We start from the raw sequence: 19,591 nt of genomic DNA, 5'->3' as shown, positions 1-19,591 counted from the left end.
AAGGACGGGCACGCAAAGCCATGGGCGTCTCTGAACCGTTCATCCGCCGGCCGATCGCGACCTCGCTGCTCGGGATCGCGCTCCTGATCGGCGGCGCGCTTGGCTATTTCGCGTTGCCGGTCTCGGCACTGCCGCAGGTTGACTTCCCGACGGTCCAGGTGACGACGCAACTGCCGGGCGCCAGCCCCGACGTGATTGCCTCCCTGATCACGGCGCCGCTGGAACGCCAACTCGGCCAGATCCCGTCGCTGTCGTCGATGAATTCGACCAGCTCCTTCGGCGTCAGCCAGATCTCGCTGCAGTTCGATCTCAACCGCGACATCGATGGCGCAACGCAGGATGTCCAGGCTGCGATTAATGCCGCCGCGGGCGTATTGCCGAAGAACCTTCCATACCCGCCGGTATACGCGAAGGTAAATCCAGCGGACGCGCCGGTCATGACGCTGGCACTGACGTCGCAGACGGTCTCGCTGCGTGCGATGAGCGATCTTGCCGACACCATCCTCGGCCAGCGGCTCAGCCAGATCTCCGGCGTCGGCCGCGTCGCCGTACTGGGCGGGCTGAAGCCGGCGGTGCGGGTGCAGGCCGACCTGGCGCGGCTTGCGGCCTATGGCATCTCGATGGAGGATCTGCGCAACGCGATCGCCGGCGCCAACGTCTCGGGCCCGAAGGGATCGCTCGACGGCGCGCAGCAGGCCTATACGATCGCCGCCAACGACCAGATCGCGGCGGCCGAAGCCTACAAGCCGATCATCATCGCCTATCGCAACGGCTCGCCGGTGACGATCGGCGACGTGGCCGTGATCGTGGATGGCCTCGAGAACGACCGCACCGGCGGCTGGTACCAAGGCACGCCGGCGGTCATCATCGACATCCAGCGCCAACCCGGCGCCAATGTGATCGATGTGGTCCGCCAGATCCGTGACGAAATCCCGCGGTTGCAGCGGCTAATTCCGGCCGGCGTCAATCTGACCGTGGTGAGCGATCGCACCGTCACCATCCGCGCCTCCGTCCGCGACGTGCAGTTCACGCTGATCCTGAGCGTCGTGCTGGTGACGCTGGTGGTGCTGTTATTCCTGCGCTCCCTGCGCGCCACGCTGATCGCGGGCGTCGCGCTGCCGCTGTCGCTGATCACGAGCTTCGGCATCATGTATTTTGCCGGCTTCAGCCTCGACAATCTGTCGCTGATGGCGCTGACGATCGGTACCGGCTTCGTGGTCGACGACGCCATCGTGATGATCGAGAACATCGTCCGTCACATGGAGGAGGGCGAGTCGGTGATGGAAGCCGCGCTCAAGGGCGCGAGCGAGATCGGCTTCACCGTGATCTCGCTGACGCTGTCGTTGATCGCTGTCTTCATTCCGCTGTTGTTCATGTCCGGGCTGGTCGGACGCATGTTCCGCGAATTCGCCCTGACGCTGACGATCGCGGTGGTGACGTCGGCGGTGGTCTCGCTGACGTTGACGCCGATGATGTGCTCGCGCCTCTTGAAGCACGTCGGTGAGGAGTTCGTGCTGCCCGGCCTGGGCGCCGTCAGCCGGTTCATCGACCACATGGTCGCGTTCTATCACCGCACGCTGCTGTGGGTGCTGCAGCGCCAGCGCGCCACCCTGCTGGTGACCTTTGCCACCATCGCGCTCACGCTGTTCATGTACGTGATCGCGCCAAAGGGCTTCCTGCCGCTGCAGGATACGTCCTCGATCACCGCGGTGACCGAGGCTGGCGCGGACGTCTCCTTTGCCGAAATGCAGGCGCGGCAGACCAAGGCGGCGGACCTGATCAAGTCGGACCCCGACGTGACTGGCGTGGTTTCCGTGATCGGCGCCGGTTCGGTCAACCCCACCACCAATGTCGGCCGGCTCGTGATGACGCTCAAGCCGCTCGGCGAACGGCGCGACGACGTTTCGACAGTGGTTGCGCGGCTGAAGCAGAAGACGGCGTCGATCCCCGGCATGACCATCTATTTCCAGCCGGTGCAGGACGTGCAGATTTCGACACAGTCGAGCCGGTCGCAGTACCAGTACACTCTGACCGGCACGGATGCGAAAGAGGTGTCGCTCTGGGCGGGCAGGCTGGTCGCCGAGATGCGGCGTGATCCGATGTTCCGCGACGTGTCGTCCGAGGCCCAGGAGGCCGGCCTACGGGCGGCACTCGATATCAATCGCCAGCGTGCCGGCCAGCTCGGCGTCAACCTGCAGGCCGTCAACGACACCCTGAACGACGCGTTCGCGCAGCGACAGATTTCGACCATTTACGGGCAGGCCAACCAGTATCGCGTCGTGCTGGAGGCGCTGCCGATGTACCAGCGCGACCCATCGATCCTCGACAAGCTGTATCTGCCCGGCGTGAACGGCGCGCAGGTGCCGCTCTCAGCAGTGGCGACGCTGACGCGCACCACGGCGCCGCTCGCGATCTCGCACCAGGCGCAATTCCCGGCGATATCGCTCAGCTTCAATCTTGCACCCGGCGAGGCGCTCGGCGATGCCGTTGGAGCAGTGAAGGCGATCGAGACCCGGATCGGCATGCCCAACAGCATCGTCGGCGTCTTTGCCGGCGACGCCGCGGAATTTTCCAGATCGCTCGCCGGCCAGCCCTGGCTGATCCTCGCCGCCATCATCACGATCTACATCGTGCTCGGCGTGCTCTATGAGAGCTACATCCACCCGATCACGATCCTGTCGACGCTGCCTTCGGCGGGCGTCGGCGCCATCCTGGCGCTGATGCTGTTCGGGCAGGACCTTTCGGTCATCGGCCTGATCGGCATCATTCTCCTGATGGGCATCGTCAAGAAGAACGCGATCATGATGATCGACTTCGCGCTGGAGGCGGAGCGGCATCAGGGCATGTCGCCCTATGACGCGATCGTGCAGGCCTGCCTGTTGCGCTTCCGGCCGATCATGATGACGACATTGGCGGCGCTGTTCGGCGCGCTGCCGCTTGCGGTCGAAAGCGGCACCGGCGCCGAGCTGCGCTTTCCGCTCGGCATTTCCATCATCGGCGGCCTTCTGCTCAGCCAGTTGCTGACGCTCTACACGACGCCCGTGATCTATCTTGCGCTCGACCGACTGAACCGGAGGATCGAGCACGCGCTGCCGGACCCGGGTCCGCAGGGCCCGCCCGTCGCGGGGGCGACCGAGGGGATGCAGTGATGGCGTCGATCTCGATCTCGGAGCCCTTCATCCGTCGTCCGGTAGGCACCACGCTTATGGCGATCGGACTCTTCCTGGTCGGGATCGTGGCGTACGAGTTCCTGCCGGTGGCGTCGGTTCCGAATGTCGACTTCCCGATGATCCGGGTGTCCGCCACGCGGCCGGGCGCCGACCCCTCGGTGATGGCTGCAACCGTGGCGGCGCCGCTGGAGCGCCGGCTCGGCGAGATCGCGGGCGTCGAGCAGATCACGTCGACGAGTTCGCTTGGCACCACCAGCATCCACGTGCAGTTCGCGATCGGGCGCAACATCGATCGTGCCGCCCGCGACGTGCAGGCGGCGATCAACGCCTCGATGGCGGATCTGCCGACCGACCTGCCGAGATTGCCGATCTTCAGGAAGGCCAATCCTGCGGCGGCGCCCGTGTTCGTGCTGGCGTTGACGTCCAAGACGATGTCCACCAGTGCGATGTACGACGTTGCGGATACCGTGCTCGCGCAGCGCATCTCGCAAGTACCGGGAGTGGGCGAGGTCACGGTCTCGGGCGCCGATCAGCCGGCGGTGCGGATCTCGCTAAATCCGGTGGCGCTGTCGAACGCCGGCATCGCCACCGAGGACGTCCGCCAGGCCATTGTCAATGCCAATCCGCTCGGGCCGGTCGGCATCTTCAATGGTGGCCGCCAGAGCGAGACGCTCTCGATCAATCCGCAAATGCGGACTGCCGCCGAGTTCCGCAACATCCTGATCAAGAGCTCGAGCGGCAATTTCGTCCGCCTGTCGGATGTCGCCGAAATCGAAGACAGCGTGCGCAACGTCCGCTCGGTCGCCTGGTTCAACAAGCAGCCGGCGGTCCTGATTCAGATCACCAAGCAGGGCGATGCGAATGTCATCGATACCGTCAACCGGGTGACGGCGATGCTGCCGGAGCTGAAGCAATGGATTCCGGCAGGTCTCGAGATTTCTACCCTCGTGGACCGCACCGGCACCATCCGCGCCAGCGTGCTCGACATGCAACTGACGCTGCTTGCGACGGCCGGACTGGTCATGGTTGTGGTATTCGTGTTCCTGCGGCGGGTCACGCCGACGATTGCGGCGGGCGTCTCGGTGCCGCTGGCCCTGGCGGGCACTTGCGCCGGCATGTGGCTCGCCGGCTTCTCGATCGACAATCTTTCGTTGATGGCGCTGGCGATCTCCGTCGGTTTTGTCGTCGACGATGCGATCGTGATGATCGAGAATATGTACCGCAATCTCGAGCACGGCATGGCGCCTTATCCGGCGGCGCTGGAGGGAGCCAAGCAGATCGGCTTCACCGTGGTTTCGATCTCGCTGTCGCTGATCGCCGCCTTCACGCCGCTGATCTTCATGGACGGCATCGTCGGCCGGCTGCTCCGCGAATTTTCGCTGACGCTCACATTCGCCATCCTGGTTTCGACCCTGGTGTCGCTCACGATCACCCCGATGATCTGCGCCCACTACATCAAGGAGGCGACCTCCGACCGCGCCACCTGGTTCGACCGCCTGATCGAGGGAACCCTGTCGCGCGTGGTGCGCTTCTATACGTGGACGCTGCGCGGCGTGCTCGGTTTTCCGTTCCTGACGTTGCTCGTGTTCTTCGCCACGATCGCATTGACTGTGACGCTCTATATCAAGACGCCCAAGGGCTATTTCCCGACCGACGACAGCGGCTTCATCATCGGTGCGACGCGGGCATCGCCCGACACCTCGTTCCAGGCCATGCTGAAGCTGCAGCAGCAGGTGGCGGATATCGTGATGGCCGATCCCGCGGTTGCCGGCATCGGCTCTTCGATTGGCAGCGGTGGCGGACCCGGTGGCGGCGGCGCCAACCGCGGCACCATGTTCATCAGCCTGAAATCGCCGGAGGAGCGGGGTGGGGTTTCGACGCAGCTCGTAATCGATCGCCTGCGCCGCAACCTCTTCACGGTGCCAGGTATCCGCCTGTTCATGTTCGCGGCCCAAGACGTCCGCGCCGGCGGCAGACAGAGCGATTCCGACTACCAATACACGCTCTCGAGCGCCGATCTCGACCTCCTGCAGAAATGGGCGCCAATCGTTGCCAAGCGAATGGAGACCGTCGAAGGCATCACCGACGTTTCCTCGGACCGTGATCCCGGCGGATTGCAGCTCAACCTGGTGATCGACCGCAAGACCGCCTCGAGCCTCGGCGTCCGCGTGCAGGATATCGACAACGCGCTCAACAACGCGTTCTCGCAGCGGCAGATCTCGATCGTCTATACCCAGCGCAACCAATACATGGTGGTGCTGCAGATCGATCCAAAATTCCAGACCGATCCGTCCAATCTTGAGCGCATCTACGTGGCTGGCGCCAACGGCGTCCAGGTGCCGCTGTCGGCTGTCGTCCATTATCAGCGCGGGCTGGCGCCGCTCGCCGTCTACCACACGCAGTCGTTCCCCTCGACCACGGTGTCGTTCAATTTGTTGCCTGATGTGCCGCTGCAGGAAGCGACCTCGAATATCCAGCGGGCCATCGACGAATTGCACATGCCCGAGGGCATCCGTGGCAGCTTTGACGGCAATGCCCGCGACTTCAACAAGACCAGCGGAAGGCAGCCGCTCCTGATCTTGGGGGCGCTGATCGCGATGTATATCGTGCTCGGGGTGCTCTATGAGAGCCTGGCGCATCCGCTGACGATCATCTCGACCTTGCCGTCCGCAGGGCTGGGCGCGCTGCTGGCGCTGCAGCTGACCAACACGCCGCTGACCGTGATCGCCTTCGTCGGCATCATTCTCTTGATCGGCATCGTCAAGAAGAACGGCATCATGATGGTCGATTTCGCGCTCGATGCCGAACGTCACCGCGGCCTGTCCTCGGCGGATGCGATCTTCGAGGCCTGCAGCGCAAGGTTCCGGCCGATCCTGATGACGACCATGGCGGCGCTGTTTGCCGGTATTCCGCTGGTGATCGCCACCGGTCCCGGGACGGAGCTGCGCCGGCCGCTCGGCATCACCATCATCGGCGGGCTAATCGTCTCGCAAATCATGACACTCTACACCACGCCGGTGATCTACCTCCTGATTGACCGATTGCGGCGACGTCCCGAACCTGCAGCGCTGGCGGCGCCCGCGGAATAGTTGAATTGGCGGCCGCGAAGCGTATAGCGGGCGGATGACCGAACCAGATCAAACAATCCTTGCCGAGCCAGTTGCGGACTGTCCACATTGCGGCAAGCCAATGCCGCTGTGCATCTGCGACAGCGTCACGCCGATCGAGAACCGGATTGCGCTCCTGATCCTGCAGCATCCGCAGGAGCAGGATAGAGCGCTCGGCACCGCAGGGCTGACCGCGCGCCATTTCGAGGATGCAGTGGCGCGGATCGGGCTGTCCTGGCCGAGTCTGTCAAAGGCGCTGGGGCGACCGGTGGCCGACCCGTCGCGCTGGGCGGTGCTCTATCTCGGCTCCGCCAAGGTCGCCGATCTCGACACCGATGCCGAGGTCGTCGCCATCGACCGCAAGGGTCAACTCGAGCCGAACCAGCGCAGCATCCTCGGACGCCTCGAGGGCATCGTGCTGCTCGACGGCACCTGGAGCCAGGCCAAGGCGTTGTGGTGGCGCAATCCCTGGATGCTGAAATGCCAGCGGGTGATTTTGGGCCCTCGCCAGCCATCACGCTACGGCCAGCTTCGCCGCGAACCGCGCCGCGACGGACTTTCCACCATCGAGGCGGCCGGCATGCTGCTAGCCGCGCTCGAAAAGCGGCCCGACATCGCCGAAACGTTGAACGCCAGCTTCGAGCGGATGCTGGCAAGATATCGCCAGGTGCAGCGCACGATGCCGGAACTCGCGCCAAAACCGAAAAAGCGCGATTTTCGGCGACGGAAGCGATCTTAGAGATGCCCTGATGTCGATCGCGCCGATGCGCAGGGGTACTCCGCTTCGGCAGCACAGCCCGGCGACGCAGTCGGAGTTTCAGAATTCTGCAGGAACCGGCTCCAGGCCGGTTGCCTAAGTCCTTGAACCTCGGTATTGATCCGCCCCGCTTGGGGCCACGTGGCGGAGTGGTTACGCAACGGTCTGCAAAACCGTGTACACCAGTTCAATTCTGGTCGTGGCCTCCACTCATACAATCAATAGTTTACGCCTGATCGATGAGATGGCGCTTCAGCAGGCGGCGAACCAACCATCCGGAAATGGGATGATCGGCCAGTGCGCCTCGTTGTCGTTCGCCGGGGACGGCGGCGGCTGGAAGCGCGGCAACGGCTGAGCCATGAAGTCCTCCTGCGGTGTTGGGGCGACGGCTGCTCGCACGGCGTCCAACACCAGATCAAATTCAACATCGCTCATCGCGCTCTCCCGGCTTCGTGAGCGCAACGTCGCAAAATGGCTTTGTGAGCGGATTGAGCGGATCGCTCGAATTTTAGCGATTCCGCAGCCGCCCTCTAAACGTGGTTACCAGAGTCTTGATAGTGCCGTATGAATATAGTGCCGTATGAACGCTATTGCCGGCGGTCCGACCGCACTGTGAGAAAAATCACATTTGACCAAAATCGATTCGCGTAAGTCCCAATAACGCCCGCCGTGCAGCAAGCGCAGTTTCGAGCTTAGGGAGACCCGGTCGTGAAGGCAAGGGTTCTGCTCTGAGGAGCCGTGCCCGGCGGGTGTCCAGCCTGAGCCTTTTCCTCACGTTGTTCGCGGCTAGATCTGAACGTGGCGTGCGCCGCGGTCTTCGAGCAGTGAATCGCAAGCGCCAAACGTCGGATCATCGCTCGAATACAATTTGAGCAGCCCTTGCCCGCGTTGCTGACGACGCTGGCCAGCGGGCAGGCCGACATCGTGATCTCGGACATCTACGCGACCGAGGAGCGCGCCAAGGCAGCCGACTTCATCACCTATTCAAAGGTGTTCGACGGCGTGCTGGTTGCCAAGGGCAATCCGAAGGGCATCACCGGCATCAACCTGTCGCTGCGTGGCGCGGCGGCCGCCGAAAACACCGGCTTCGTCGAGGTGCCGCCGGTGCAGGCCCTGGTCCCCCAGTGCAAGGCCGCCGGCAAGCCTGAGCCGACGCTGCAGCTCTATGCGGACGGAAACTGATTCACGGCGCGTTTTTCGCCGCAAGCGCAGGCTGTCCCGCAACATTGCTGGACCCGGCAGCCGGCGGCATCCATGTCGCCGCGCGGCTCAACAGCGTTCATCCGCTCGCGATCCGTGCATCGCGAAGCTAGGCGGCGTCCTTGGTCGCCATCGCCTTGCGCATGTCCGCTGCCAATTCGCGATAACGCATGGCGAGTGTGAGATACAGCTCGCGCTTGGCGCCATCCGTTGCCAGCTTGGCAATCAGCTCGCATTCGGCTGTCAGCGTTTCACATCGATCTAATCTGTCCTGAAGTGTGGTCATGACTGGCGTCTCCCCTAACGCCGTTGAGGGAAAAGGAGGTTACGCCTGAAGTTTACGTCACGACGAACATCGTTATGCGGTAGAACTAAATTTTTTGGAGGGCTGGTGCGGCGTTACCACGCGCCGGTCTTAGTGCGGCGTTCTTAGTCTTCAAAAGACCAGTGATCGGTGCACATGCACCCCGGCCATCGCGCCGTCGCCGATCGCAAGCGATACCGAATGCGGTACTCGCGCAGCGTCTCCACAGGCAAAGGCGCCGCGCACCGTCGTTTGCTTGATCTCGTCAGTTCGGATCTGGGTGCCGAACGGAGTCGCTTCCATTTCGCAGCCAAGCCTCTCGGCCAATGGGGTAGAGGGCGCATTGCGCGTTGCGGTGAACAGGCCGGCGAACGGCAGGACGCGTCCGTCTTGCAGCCTCACGTCTGCGTGGCCTTCGATCCCTGCGATCGGACTTGCCTCGATGGTGACGCCGCGTGCGGCAAGTTCGGCGCGGGCATCCGCGCCCGGCTCGAAAGCGCCGTTGAGCAGGAGCGTCACGTCTCCCCATTCCGTAAATAGGACTACGTGATGGAGCATGTCCGGGCTTGCGGCAATCAACCCGATCCGTCCCTCATTGAGCTCATATCCATGACAATAAGGGCAGTGAAACACGCTTTTCCCCCAGCGCTCGGCGAGCCCGTCGATAGCGGGAAGTGCATCGCTGACGCCGGTGGCAAGGAGGAGCCTCTTGCCGTGATGGGCTCCGCTATCGGCGGTTGCCACGGCGAAACTGTCTGCCTGCCGCCTGGCATCCGTTGCGGTCCCATCCAGCCATGTGAGCGTCGGATAAGCCTTAAGTTGTCCCCGCGAAGTGCGTGCGATCTGAGCCGGATCGACTCCATCCTGGCCAAGAAAGCCATGGGATTCCGAGGCGAACCGGTTGCGCCGGACACCGGCGTCAATGACGAGCACCTTGCGCCGCGCCCGCAACAACTGAAGGGCCGCGGCCATGCCGGCATAGCTGCCACCTATGACGATCACGTCATGAAGCATTCTTGTTCCTTTCCTTGAGGTGCGCCATATGACGCCGCGAGAATTCCGCGCTGAGATCGGCAAGGGTGATGGCGCCGAAGCGGTCGAGCAGCAGGGCCTCCGCCTCCGCGAAAGCTTCGTCCATGACGGCGTTCACCGATTGCTCGACCAGGCAATGGGGGTTTTCGTTGCGGTTGCCGATCGCGAACACCGCCGGCTCGCCGAGCGCCTCATGCAACTGGCGAAGGGTGACGGCTTTCAAGTCGATGGCAAGCGACCAGCCTCCCGCGTGGCCTCTTGCGGACTGCACCAGGCCAACGTTTCGCAAGAGACCCATTGTCCGGCGCACCACTACTGGATTGGTGCCGATGCAAGTGGCGAGGTGTTCGGAGGTAAGAGGTTCGCCTCGCTCAGCCATGTGCAAAAGAGCATGGAGGACGGACGACAGGCGGCTGTCTCGCTTCATGTAACTTCGTTTATTACGAAATAGTTTGAATTTCAAGGGTGCGCTGGACATTTACTGGCCGAGCGCGAGGCTCGAGATCAAGGTCCGATTGGACGGAATCGGATCATGATCTCATATCTCCGTTTGAACGGCTGTCGGGCGGTGCCGGCTCGCGGTCGCCGCTCACATCAACAGGAAGAGGCGGTGCGCGGTGCCGGTACAAGCTGTCGCGATTGTGATCCACGAGGGCGTCCAGGCGCTGGATGTTGCGGGGCCGGTGGACGTGTTCACGGAGGCGAACAGCTACCTCGATCGCGCGGATCGCTACGAAACGGCACTGGTCGCGGCCGACCGCAATCCGTTGCGCGCTTCAAACGGCATCCGAATGGTGGCGGACCTCACCTTCGAGGAAGCCACCGGCGGCTTCGATATCATTCTGGTGGCTGGCGGGCCCGCGCTACCGGAAGCGGAGCCGGATCCGTGCCTGGTTCGATGGGTCAAGGAGGCGCCGTGGCGCTCCAGCATCTACGGCTCGATCTGCACAGGTGCTTTTGTACTCGGCCACGCTGGCCTCCTGGACGATCGACGGGTCACAACCCACTGGCAGAACGCGCAGAGGCTCGCGGCAAAATTCCCAAGAGCGAAAGTCGAACCGGATTCGATCTACGTCCGCGATGGGCGGCTCATAACCTCGGCCGGGGTGACGGCAGGCATCGACCTTGCGCTGGCGCTCGTCGGACAACGGCATGGCGCGGAGGCCGCCCTCAAAGTCGCGAAGCGATTGGTGGTCGTTGCGCAGCGCCAAGGCGGACAGTCGCAGTTCAGCCCCTATCTCACTGCTCCCGCCGATCCGGCGTCGCCGATCGCCCGCATTCAAGACCATGTCATGGCGAATATCGGGGCTCGCCACACGATGGAGTCGCTGGCCGCTGTGGTTGGGATGAGTCCGCGGAATTTGGCACGACATTTCGTCCAGGAGACGGGGATCACGCCGCACGAATTCATCGAGCGGGCACGCGTCGATGCGGCGCGCATGATGCTCGAGGGAAGCGACCGGCCGCTAAAGGCGGTGGCCTACGACTGCGGCTTCGGCTCGGCAGATCGGATGAGAATCGTCTTCAGCACTCGTCTCGGCGTAACGCCCGCGCAGTATCGCGCGAACTTCCGGCGGTCAGCGGAAATCTAGAAGCGCACGCTGTTGCAAGTGGCGGGCTAGATCCTTGCGACGCCCTCCAAAGAGCTTGCTGTCAGGAAATGATGTGCCGTTGTCCCGATCCGCAGGGTCGTGTTCATTGTCCCCGACAGGCTCCATTGCGAAATAACGAGCAAGCTTCTTGCCCGATGAATCGCCGTGGAGAAATGACCCATGCATCCCTGGTTGCCCCCGTTCGCCGAGCCGAGCGCGATCTCCGCTTCTGACGGCGAGACGCACAGCTATCTCCTTCCATCCGCCTGACAGAATAGGAACCAAACGATGAGCGATTCTCGTCCTCCCATGACACACGCGACCGGCGCGCCGGTGGCGGACAATCTCAACATCATGACCGCAGGCCCGCGCGGGCCGGCGCTGCTGCAGGACATCTGGCTGATCGAGAAGATGGCGCACTTCGATCGCGAGGTGATCCCGGAGCGGCGGATGCACGCGAAGGGCTGGGGCGCCTACGGCACGTTCACGGTCACACGTGACATCACCCGCTACACCAAAGCCAAGATCTTTTCGGAGATCGGCAAGCAGACGCCTATGTTCGCGCGCTTTTCGACAGTCGCCGGGGAGCGCGGTGCCGCCGATGCGGAGCGCGACATCCGCGGCTTCGCCCTCAAGTTCTACACCGAGGAAGGAAATTGGGACATCGTCGGCAACAATACGCCGGTCTTCTTCTTCCGCGATCCGCTGCGCTTTCCTGATCTGAACCATGCGATCAAGCGCGATCCGCGCACCGGGCTGCGCTCGGCCGACAACAATTGGGATTTCTGGTCGCTGCTTCCTGAAGCGTTGCACCAGGTGACAATCGTGATGTCCGACCGCGGAATCCCGAAGACCTTTCGCCATATGCACGGCTTCGGCAGCCATACCTTCTCGATGCTCAATGCCGCCAATGAGCGGGTGTGGGTCAAATTCCACTTCCGCACCCAGCAGGGCATCGAAAACCTTACCGACGAAGATGCTGCTGCTGTGGTCGCAAATGATCGCGAGACGCACGGACGCGATCTGCTCAATGCCATCGAACGCGGTGACTTCCCGCGGTGGAAGCTATTCATCCAGGTGATGACGGACGAGCAGGCCAAGGCCCACAAGCACAATCCCTTCGATCTCACGAAGGTGTGGCCGAAGGCGGACTATCCGCTGATCGAGGTCGGCGTGATGGAGCTCAATCGCTATCCCGACAACTATTTCGCCGAGGTGGAGCAGGCTGCCTTCTCGCCGGCGAACATCGTGCCGGGAATCGGCTTCTCACCCGACAAGATGCTGCAGGCTCGTCTCTTTTCCTACGGTGACACGCAACGCTACCGGCTGGGCGTCAACTTCAACCACATCCCGGTGAACGCGCCGAAGTGCCCATTCCACAGCTACCATCGTGATGGTGCAATGCGTACCGACGGCAATCTCGGTGCGACGCCAAATTATTGGCCGAACAGCAAGGGGACATGGATCGACCACGATCCGCGGTTCGCTGAGCCGCCGCTCGAGCTGTCAGGGGCGGCTGCTCATTGGGACCATCGCGTCGATGACGATCACTATGAGCAGCCCGGCATACTCTTCCGCAAGATGACGCCGGCGCAGCAGCAAATTCTCTTCGAGAATACCGCCCGTGCGATGGGCGACGCGCGCCTCGAGGTGAAGCAGCGTCACATCGCCAACTGCGCGAAAGCCGACCCGGCCTATGGTGCAGGCGTGGCGAAGGCGCTTGGACTTACGCCTGCGAAAGCCGCCGCAGAATAATCTGCGGCGCCTCCCAAACCACCACAACCGCAACGCCTCTGCGCGACGATTCACGCCACTCCGGAGGTTTGCCCAACGATGGAGACTATCCCATGTCCGAGATAATTGCCGGCATTCGAGTGCCCGACAGCGCCATCGCCCGCGCTGCCACCCAGCTCGTCCGCGATACTGAGGATGACCTGCTTTACAACCACAGCCGCCGCGTCTTCTTCTGGGGGGCGCTCACTGCCGAGCGCCGCGGCTTGACGCACGATCCGGAGCTTCTGTATCTCGGCGCCATGTTCCACGACATGGGGCTGACGGAGCGCTACGCGAGCCGCGATCTGCGTTTCGAAGTTGACGGCGCCAATGCGGCCCGCGACTTCTTGAAGAGCTATGGCGTTCCGGAGCGCGACGTTGAGGACGTCTGGACCGCGATCGCGCTCCACACGACGCCCGGTATCCCCGAGCATATGCGTCCGACGATCGCACTGGTGACCGCAGGCGTGGAGATGGATGTGCTCGGCATCGCCTATCATGACTTCACGCATGAGCAACGTGACCATGTCTGTGCCCATCATCCGCGCGAGGTAAACTTCAAGGAAAACATCATTGACCATTTCGCCAACGGTATCATCAAGAAGCCGCTGACGACCTTTGGCAATGTGAAGGCCGATGTCCTGGCGTTGAAGGACATGAATTATGTCCGCCAGAATTTCTGCTCGATCATCCTTGGCTCCGCCTGGCCAATCTGAGGCTGGAGCGTATGGTCCGGCTGTCCCGTTAGCGTTCCTTTATACCGGGACAGCCCGTTGCCCAGCCCCGCGGGCTTTGTCGACCAGAGATTGTCTTGGATTCCTGCGCCTGGGAACTGCGGGACGCCGATCAGCAGGATGTTGAGCGCCTCGCGTACCGAAATGGCTCCCCGGGGTCGGCTAAGATGCGAACTACGAGTTTTCGATTTCCCTGCTCTCAACCACGCCAGAGCAGCCCAAAATACGCAAACGCGATGTTGGCCAAGCTTGGGCTAGGTCGTGAACTCGCTAATTGATGACCAGCGGTAATTGGGCAGTCGTAGTGTGTCGATGATATCCCCGCCCACCGCAAACCTTGCCAATCCCGGAATCGCGAAGGCTCTTATCACCTGATTGCGAAACCAGAGACCCTGTCGGGTCTTTGGTGCAAAGGCGCCAGTAAAGCGCTCCGCACCCTCCTGTTTCGTGTTGATGTAGGCACGCAAGAACGCTTCGTATCTAGCAAAGGCTTGGTCGTGCCGTCCGTCGGCATTGGCGAGCTCACCCGCCAGCACATAGGCGGAAATCATCGCAAGGGCTGAGCCTTGCCCGGCCAACAAGGACACACAAAAGGCGGCATCCCCGACGAGGGCAACGCGACCTTGCGACCAGCCTCCCATCCTGATCTGGCTGACGGGATCGAAATAAAGTTCGTCCGTGCGATCCAGCTCGGCCAGAATGCGCGGACATTCCCACTTCCCGTCGCCATAGCTCTCGCGAAGCAATACTTTCTGCTGGTCGAACGTCGTCGGCAGGGAACCGCGGTCGGCGACAAAAACGAACAAAAAAAGCATTCGATCATCATGCAATGTAAAGCGCCCGACCATCTGTCCGGGCTGTCCATACATCACATAGATATCCTCGTCGCGCGGCCTGTAACCGCGCAACTCGAACGCCGCGACCACGTAGCCAAGATATTTCTCAAACTGGGGCTGCGGCCCAAACGTGAGCCTGCGGACGTCCGAATGCAGACCATCTGCGCCAATCACCAGGTCGAATCGGCGCTCATCACCATGTTTGAACTGAACCCGCACATGATCTGCCGTCTCCTCGATGCCGACAATCTCGTTGTCGAAGATAACTTCCGTCGCGTCTTTGATTTTCTCGAATAGCAATCGTGAGAGGTCGCTGCGTCCGAGCGTCACATAACGCCCCCCAGTCAGCTCACGGAAGACATTGGTCCCAAAGCCGGTGACACGCTTGCCGCGATCGTCCACAATCCGGAGCTCACGCATGTGATAGCCGATGCGATTGATTTCCCGAAGCAGACCCATGCGCTCGGCAATGTCGTATCCAAGCCCCCAGAAGTCGATGACGTAGCCGCCAGTGCGAAGGGCAGGCGCCCGCTCAATCAAAGTCGGCTCAAACCCGGCTGCTCGTAGCCAATAGGCGAGCGTAGGTCCGGCGATCCCTGCACCCGAGATCAATGCAGTCTTACGGATCATAACCTGAAGACCTAGTACCCTTGGCAGTTGATGCAAGGTCATAGCCGCCCATTCGTGGCGATGGGCTGCCCCGGCGGAGATCGCATGGCGGTTGGTCTAGGGGGGAGCGCGCAGATCTAGGCGTAGGGAAAATAGTGCGCTGACGCGCAACGTCGCGCCACGGCGTAGAAAAGGCAGTGGCTCCCCGGGCTGGATTCGAACCAGCGACCATTCGATTAACAGTCGAATGCTCTACCGCTGAGCTACCGAGGAATGGGCGAAACGAGCGTTCGCGCGCGGAGCCGTATAACAAAGCCTTCTCGGCTTGCAAAGGACCAAATGGGCTCCTCATGCGCGACTTCAAGAATCTCGGAAAAGGCTGTGTACCCCAAGGGCTTGCGGCGGTCCCGTACCCGCCATCGCCTTGATTTCAGGCCGGTCGATCACAACTATAGGCCGCCGGTAAGCTGGGTCTCGGGTAGCCGCCAAATCGACTCATTCGCCGCCGATTCTTGGTCCAGGCAGGGTTCGCGAGGTGATTCCATGCCCATCTTCGAAACCGAGGTACCGAAATCCACACCCTCGATCGTTCCGAGCGATATCCCGACCATGAGCGACGACGAATGCGTCCGGCGGCTTGCTCAGATCGTCGAAGAGCACGATTTCGAGCATCTCGATGAGGCAGCCAGGCTGATGGGCCGGCTTGCCGTCGCGATCGAATAGGCGGCGGCGGTTCCCTGCACGAACCCGTATAGCCGGCAGTGCTCATCATTGGGCATGTTGCGTTTTGATCCTGCTTGTTCCAAAAGACGGCGGTCTTACTTCCTTCGCGGCCGCGCGCCGCGCGACTTGCAGGTTTCAGTCCATGTCCGGTTTCTCGACCGCGCGCCAGAAAATGGTCGATGGCCAGGTGCGCACCAGTGACGTCACCGACGCGCGAATCATCGATGCGATGCTTGCCGTGCCGCGCGAGGCTTTCGTCCCCGACAGCAAGCGTGCGCTGGCCTATCTTGACCTCGACCTCGACGTCAGTGAGGGTGGGGTTGTGAAGCGTTACCTGATCAAACCCGCTGTGATGGCCAAGATGCTGCAGGCGGCGGATATCTCGTCGACTGACCGCGTTCTGGTCGTCGGCTGCGCGACCGGCTATGCCGCTGCCGTGGTCGCACGTTTCGCGGGGGAGGTGTTTGCCACCGAAGGCGAGCCCGCGCTCGCCGATCGGGCCAAGGCCGCGCTGGCGGAGCTTGGTGTGGCCAACGTCACGGTCGGTGCCGCGCCGGCGGCCAAGGGCGACGCCGCGGACGCGCCGTTCGACGTCATTGTCCTCAATGGTGCCACCGAGATCCTGCCGCATGAACTGTATGAGCAGCTCCGCGAGGGCGGTCGGCTGGTCGGGGTGTTTGCCTTGTCGCAGCCGCAACGAGCCGCCATCGTGACACGTGCCCATGGGGACTGCGGGCATCGGCCGCTCTTCGATGCCGCGGCGCCGGTCCTGCCGGGCCTGGAGCGCCTCCCCGCGTTCGTGTTCTAGGGCGGATCCTCCGGCGCCCCTTGAGGGGGAGGGCGGCTTCGTCCCCGAGCGCTTCCGGCGAATGCCGATTCACACCAAGGGAGGGATCCCGGCTGCGCTTGAGCGCAGGAACTTGGATCGTGACGGCTTGGTGGCGATTTTAAGCGTTAAAATCCCGTTCTGAATCAGAAGTGTGGCCCGTTTGCCCCATGTGAAGAGTTTCCGCTCGGTTCCATCGCGAGGTAGTTCCGTCCGGCCTAGCTGCGGAATAAGGTGAGGCGGGACTCACTTCGATCGAAGCGACGCCCGGTTCATGTTTTCTTGAGCCGGGCGGTAAATGACAATGGATGGATTTTTGGGGATGCGTGGGGTGAAGGTTGTCACCGGAGCCGCGGCAGCGGTCCTTTTGTTGGCTTGCATGGGGCCGAAGCCGGCCCTTGCCGACACGATCCAGGCTGCACTGGTTCGCGCCTATCAGACCAACCCGCAGCTCAATTCGCAGCGCGCGTTCGTGCGTTCCACTGACGAAAACGTACCGCAGGCTTTGTCGGGATACCGCCCAAGGGTGTCGATCACGGCGAGCGGCGGCTATCAGTACACCGACGCCGTCACGAGTGGACAAGCCGCGCACGGAACACAGATCCCGCGCGCCGTCGGCGCGACGATTTCGCAGACCCTTTTCAATGGATTTCAGACCGGCAACCGAACACGGGCTGCGGAGAGCCAGGTTTCCGGCGCACGTGAAGCGCTGAGGAACATCGAGCAGACCGTGCTGTTCAGCGCCGCCTCGATCTACATGGATTACTTGCGCGATGCGGCGATCGTCGAGGTCCAGCGCAGCAACACGCGCGTGCTCGAGCAGACGCTCAAGCAGACCCAGGATCGATTTAATGTTGGTGAGGTCACCAGAACCGACGTCGCGCAATCGGAAGCTCAGCTTGCAGCCGGCCGCACGCAGCAGCTCACGGCCGAATCCAACCTGACCACGACGCGCTCCAACTTCCGGCGCATCATCGGCACCGAGCCGACAAATCTCGCGCCGGGATCGCCGGTCGATCGTTTCCTGCCGGCGACCCTCAATGCCGCCGTCGAACTCGCGCTGACGCAGAATCCGAACGTGACCGCGGCGATGTTCGGCGTCGACGTCAATTTTCTCAACGTCAAGGTCGCCGAAGGCGCACTCTTCCCGAGCGTGACGGTCCAAGCCACCGCGCAGCAGGCTTACGAACAGTCGCTGATCATCCAGCGCCAGTTCCAAGCGTCGGCGTTGGCACAGATTACGGTCCCGATCTACCAGGGCGGCGGCGAATATTCACTGATCCGCCAGAACAAGGAATCGCTGGCCCAGCAGCGCCTTGTGCTCGAACAGACGCGCGATCAGGCCCGCGCCAATGTCGTTACGGCGTGGGGCCAGTTGTTGGCCGGTAAGGCGCAGGTGTCTTCCGCACAGGCGCAGGTGACGGCATCCGAGATCGCGCTCAACGGTGTGCGCGAGGAAGCCAAGGCCGGACAGCGCACCACGCTCGACGTGCTGAACGCACAGCAAGCGCTGGTCAACGCGCGCAACGCGCTCGTGGTTGCGCAGCATGATCGTGTCGTCGCCTCCTACAGCGTGCTGCAGGCGGTGGGCCGGCTCTCACCTCAGGTGCTCAACCTGCCGACCTCGACCTACGATCCGAGCGTGCACTACCAGCAGGTGCGTGACAGCTGGGCCGGGGTTCGAACGCCCGACGGCCGCTGATCGTCGCTCCCACATCATTGCACTATGAGCAGATAATTGGGCCCGCTTGGCTGGACTAGCGGGCCCAATGCATTTCCGGGGCCCGGCGTTGCCCCGCCCGCGGATGTCGCGTTCATATGTCGCGTGGCGGTCATGAAGACGCCGCAAAACTTCGAAGCGCGCGTTGCTTGCAATCGATTATTGCCCTGACATACCGTTCCCATAGGCAACAGAACGATTCGCAACGCTGTTTTCGCGTCCATCGGTGTGACTCGGTTGCCATGAGGGGAACGGCCCCGTGCGACGCGCCGGGTAACCGTTGATCTGGGGACAAGTCCGGACTCGAGCGATGAAAAATTCCGGCCGCTTCATCCGGAACCGCCGAATCTCATGCGGCTTGGTGTAGGATTAATTTCGATGTGGAGTCGGAAATGACGCAACCTGCAAAGGTCCAAGAGCCCTCGATGGAGGAGATTCTGGCGTCGATCCGTCGCATCATCGCCGACGATGAGGCCAAGCCCGCTTCCACCGACAAGGCCGTAAACGACAGGCCGGCAAGTGTCGCGGCGCCGGAGAAACCGGCGGTCGCCGCCGCGCCGGTTGCCAAGCCGGTGGTGAAGGACATTCCGCCCTCGACGACGACTCCGGCCGCGCAAGCTGCCGCGGCGAAGCCGGCACCACCAGCGCCAAAACCCGCTCCGGCGGCGCCGCCAGCCAAGACCAACAGCCAGGATGACATCGACGCCATGCTGGCGAGCCTCGACGAGGCGACGGAGGAGGCCGAAGTCAGGCCGCCGCAACCTGATGGCGACGTATTCGAACTGACCGACGAAATGGCTTTGCCGGATCCCGCGCCGACGCCCAAGCCGCCGCCACCGACCTTTCAGAAAGTTGAACCGCAGGACGACATCGAGTTCACGGAAGCCACCAGGCCGCCGCCACCACCACCTCCGCGGCAGCCGGCCTATGAGCCGCCGGCGACCGAGAGTTCCTACGCACAGCAACCGATCCTGTCGCACTCGACCATGAACGCGGTCGAAAGCGCGTTCAATTCGCTGGCCAACACCGTGCTCAGCAACAATGCACGGACGCTGGAGGATCTGGTCAAGGAAATGCTGCGGCCGATGCTCAAATCCTGGCTGGACGACAACCTGCCGGGACTGGTCGAGCGGATCGTGAAAGCCGAGATCGAGCGGGTTTCGCGCGGTCGCTAGCCGTCCCGGCGCTGCCGACGCCCCTTAATTCAG

Annotated in this window: 15 protein-coding genes, 2 tRNA genes and 1 pseudogene; 12 read left to right on the top strand and 6 right to left on the bottom strand. The window is 62.6% G+C overall.

The genetic code is table 11. From position 1 onward, the window contains the following. Positions 1-20: 20 nt before the first annotated feature. The 4 genes from J6497_RS11095 to J6497_RS11080 all read left to right on the top strand — a co-directional run bounded on the left by J6497_RS11095 (position 21) and on the right by J6497_RS11080 (position 7,243). Positions 21-3,149, top strand: coding sequence for an efflux RND transporter permease subunit (locus tag J6497_RS11095; protein WP_225704301.1), 3,129 nt, complete (start codon positions 21-23; stop codon positions 3,147-3,149). Further along, positions 3,149-6,259, top strand: coding sequence for an efflux RND transporter permease subunit (locus J6497_RS11090; protein ID WP_225704300.1), 3,111 nt, complete (start codon positions 3,149-3,151; stop codon positions 6,257-6,259). Before J6497_RS11095 ends, J6497_RS11090 begins: the two co-directional genes overlap by 1 nt. Before the next feature lie 34 nt (positions 6,260-6,293). Beyond that, on the top strand, positions 6,294-7,016 hold the full coding sequence (locus J6497_RS11085) for a tRNA-uridine aminocarboxypropyltransferase (protein ID WP_225704299.1): 723 nt from the start codon (positions 6,294-6,296) through the stop codon (positions 7,014-7,016). Between the two features lie 153 nt (positions 7,017-7,169). Then, a tRNA-Cys gene (locus J6497_RS11080) sits at positions 7,170-7,243 on the top strand. Positions 7,244-7,286: 43 nt separating this feature from the next. Here the strand turns inward: J6497_RS11080 and J6497_RS11075 are convergent. Beyond that, positions 7,287-7,469: a hypothetical protein gene (locus J6497_RS11075; RefSeq protein WP_225704298.1), complete on the bottom strand. Its 183-nt coding sequence runs from the start codon at positions 7,467-7,469 to the stop codon at positions 7,287-7,289. Between the two features lie 450 nt (positions 7,470-7,919). Between J6497_RS11075 and J6497_RS11070 the strand changes: the two are divergent. After that, positions 7,920-8,201, top strand: a pseudogene (locus tag J6497_RS11070) (transporter substrate-binding domain-containing protein); the annotation flags it as partial. A gap of 142 nt (positions 8,202-8,343) precedes the next feature. Here J6497_RS11070 and J6497_RS11065 read toward each other — a convergent pair. The 3 genes from J6497_RS11065 to J6497_RS11055 form a co-directional block, all read right to left on the bottom strand. Beyond that, positions 8,344-8,520, bottom strand: coding sequence for a hypothetical protein (locus J6497_RS11065; RefSeq protein ID WP_225704297.1), 177 nt, complete (start codon positions 8,518-8,520; stop codon positions 8,344-8,346). A 150-nt stretch (positions 8,521-8,670) separates the two neighbouring features. Then, complete coding sequence (locus tag J6497_RS11060; RefSeq protein WP_225704296.1) at positions 8,671-9,552, bottom strand: NAD(P)/FAD-dependent oxidoreductase; 882 nt, start codon at positions 9,550-9,552, stop codon at positions 8,671-8,673. Further along, positions 9,542-9,997 (bottom strand): Rrf2 family transcriptional regulator, encoded by a 456-nt coding sequence (locus J6497_RS11055; protein WP_225704425.1) that lies wholly within the window; start codon positions 9,995-9,997, stop codon positions 9,542-9,544. The genes J6497_RS11060 and J6497_RS11055 overlap by 11 nt, the downstream gene beginning before the upstream one ends. 190 nt (positions 9,998-10,187) lie before the next feature. Between J6497_RS11055 and J6497_RS11050 the strand changes: the two genes are divergently transcribed. The 3 genes from J6497_RS11050 to J6497_RS11040 all read left to right on the top strand — a co-directional run bounded on the left by J6497_RS11050 (position 10,188) and on the right by J6497_RS11040 (position 13,651). Further along, positions 10,188-11,162 (top strand): GlxA family transcriptional regulator, encoded by a 975-nt coding sequence (locus tag J6497_RS11050; RefSeq protein ID WP_225704295.1) that lies wholly within the window; start codon positions 10,188-10,190, stop codon positions 11,160-11,162. A 288-nt stretch (positions 11,163-11,450) separates the two neighbouring features. Then, the gene (locus tag J6497_RS11045) at positions 11,451-12,917 is read left to right on the top strand and encodes a catalase (protein ID WP_225704294.1); all 1,467 of its coding nucleotides are present in this window, start codon (positions 11,451-11,453) and stop codon (positions 12,915-12,917) included. 92 nt (positions 12,918-13,009) lie between these two features. Then, the gene (locus J6497_RS11040; RefSeq protein ID WP_225704293.1) at positions 13,010-13,651 is read left to right on the top strand and encodes an HD domain-containing protein; all 642 of its coding nucleotides are present in this window, start codon (positions 13,010-13,012) and stop codon (positions 13,649-13,651) included. Between the two features lie 272 nt (positions 13,652-13,923). Here J6497_RS11040 and J6497_RS11035 read toward each other — a convergent pair whose 3' ends face one another. Both J6497_RS11035 and J6497_RS11030 read right to left on the bottom strand, forming a co-directional pair. Further along, a complete protein-coding gene (locus J6497_RS11035; RefSeq protein WP_225704292.1) occupies positions 13,924-15,135 on the bottom strand; it encodes an FAD-binding domain in 1,212 nt (403 codons plus the stop codon). Between the two features lie 177 nt (positions 15,136-15,312). After that, a tRNA-Asn gene (locus J6497_RS11030) sits at positions 15,313-15,387 on the bottom strand. Positions 15,388-15,657: 270 nt separating this feature from the next. On the opposite strand from J6497_RS11030, the gene J6497_RS11025 reads away from it, so the two are divergent. From J6497_RS11025 to J6497_RS11010, 4 genes are all read left to right on the top strand, one after another. Then, the gene (locus J6497_RS11025) at positions 15,658-15,837 is read left to right on the top strand and encodes a hypothetical protein (protein WP_225704291.1); all 180 of its coding nucleotides are present in this window, start codon (positions 15,658-15,660) and stop codon (positions 15,835-15,837) included. A 142-nt stretch (positions 15,838-15,979) separates the two neighbouring features. Continuing rightward, positions 15,980-16,645 carry a protein-L-isoaspartate O-methyltransferase family protein gene (locus J6497_RS11020; protein ID WP_225704290.1) on the top strand — a complete coding sequence of 222 codons (666 nt, stop codon included), beginning with the start codon at positions 15,980-15,982 and terminating at the stop codon, positions 16,643-16,645. 340 nt (positions 16,646-16,985) lie between these two features. After that, on the top strand, positions 16,986-18,365 hold the full coding sequence (locus tag J6497_RS11015; protein WP_225704289.1) for a TolC family outer membrane protein: 1,380 nt from the start codon (positions 16,986-16,988) through the stop codon (positions 18,363-18,365). A gap of 410 nt (positions 18,366-18,775) precedes the next feature. After that, positions 18,776-19,558: a PopZ family protein gene (locus J6497_RS11010; protein WP_225704288.1), complete on the top strand. Its 783-nt coding sequence runs from the start codon at positions 18,776-18,778 to the stop codon at positions 19,556-19,558. Positions 19,559-19,591 lie beyond the last annotated feature (33 nt).

The organism is Bradyrhizobium cenepequi, assembly GCF_020329485.1.
Classification (GTDB): domain Bacteria; phylum Pseudomonadota; class Alphaproteobacteria; order Rhizobiales; family Xanthobacteraceae; genus Bradyrhizobium; species Bradyrhizobium cenepequi.
The sequence above is the reverse complement of the archived record's forward strand: the minus strand, read 5'-3'. Positions and strand labels throughout refer to the sequence as shown.

Bases quoted from the DNA above. Each gene is read 5' to 3' on its own strand.
- J6497_RS11055 (WP_225704425.1), bottom strand. From the start codon at position 9,997: ATGAAGCGAGACAGCCGCCTGTCGTCCGTCCTCCATGCTCTTTTGCAC.
- J6497_RS11045 (WP_225704294.1), top strand. From the start codon at position 11,451: ATGAGCGATTCTCGTCCTCCCATGACACACGCGACCGGCGCGCCGGTG.
- J6497_RS11090 (WP_225704300.1), top strand. From the start codon at position 3,149: ATGGCGTCGATCTCGATCTCGGAGCCCTTCATCCGTCGTCCGGTAGGC.
- J6497_RS11025 (WP_225704291.1), top strand. From the start codon at position 15,658: ATGCCCATCTTCGAAACCGAGGTACCGAAATCCACACCCTCGATCGTT.
- J6497_RS11010 (WP_225704288.1), top strand. From the start codon at position 18,776: ATGACGCAACCTGCAAAGGTCCAAGAGCCCTCGATGGAGGAGATTCTG.
- J6497_RS11075 (WP_225704298.1), bottom strand. From the start codon at position 7,469: ATGAGCGATGTTGAATTTGATCTGGTGTTGGACGCCGTGCGAGCAGCC.
- J6497_RS11020 (WP_225704290.1), top strand. From the start codon at position 15,980: ATGTCCGGTTTCTCGACCGCGCGCCAGAAAATGGTCGATGGCCAGGTG.
- J6497_RS11095 (WP_225704301.1), top strand. From the start codon at position 21: ATGGGCGTCTCTGAACCGTTCATCCGCCGGCCGATCGCGACCTCGCTG.
- J6497_RS11035 (WP_225704292.1), bottom strand. From the start codon at position 15,135: ATGATCCGTAAGACTGCATTGATCTCGGGTGCAGGGATCGCCGGACCT.
- J6497_RS11065 (WP_225704297.1), bottom strand. From the start codon at position 8,520: ATGACCACACTTCAGGACAGATTAGATCGATGTGAAACGCTGACAGCC.
- J6497_RS11015 (WP_225704289.1), top strand. From the start codon at position 16,986: ATGCGTGGGGTGAAGGTTGTCACCGGAGCCGCGGCAGCGGTCCTTTTG.
- J6497_RS11060 (WP_225704296.1), bottom strand. From the start codon at position 9,552: ATGCTTCATGACGTGATCGTCATAGGTGGCAGCTATGCCGGCATGGCC.
- J6497_RS11085 (WP_225704299.1), top strand. From the start codon at position 6,294: ATGACCGAACCAGATCAAACAATCCTTGCCGAGCCAGTTGCGGACTGT.
- J6497_RS11040 (WP_225704293.1), top strand. From the start codon at position 13,010: ATGTCCGAGATAATTGCCGGCATTCGAGTGCCCGACAGCGCCATCGCC.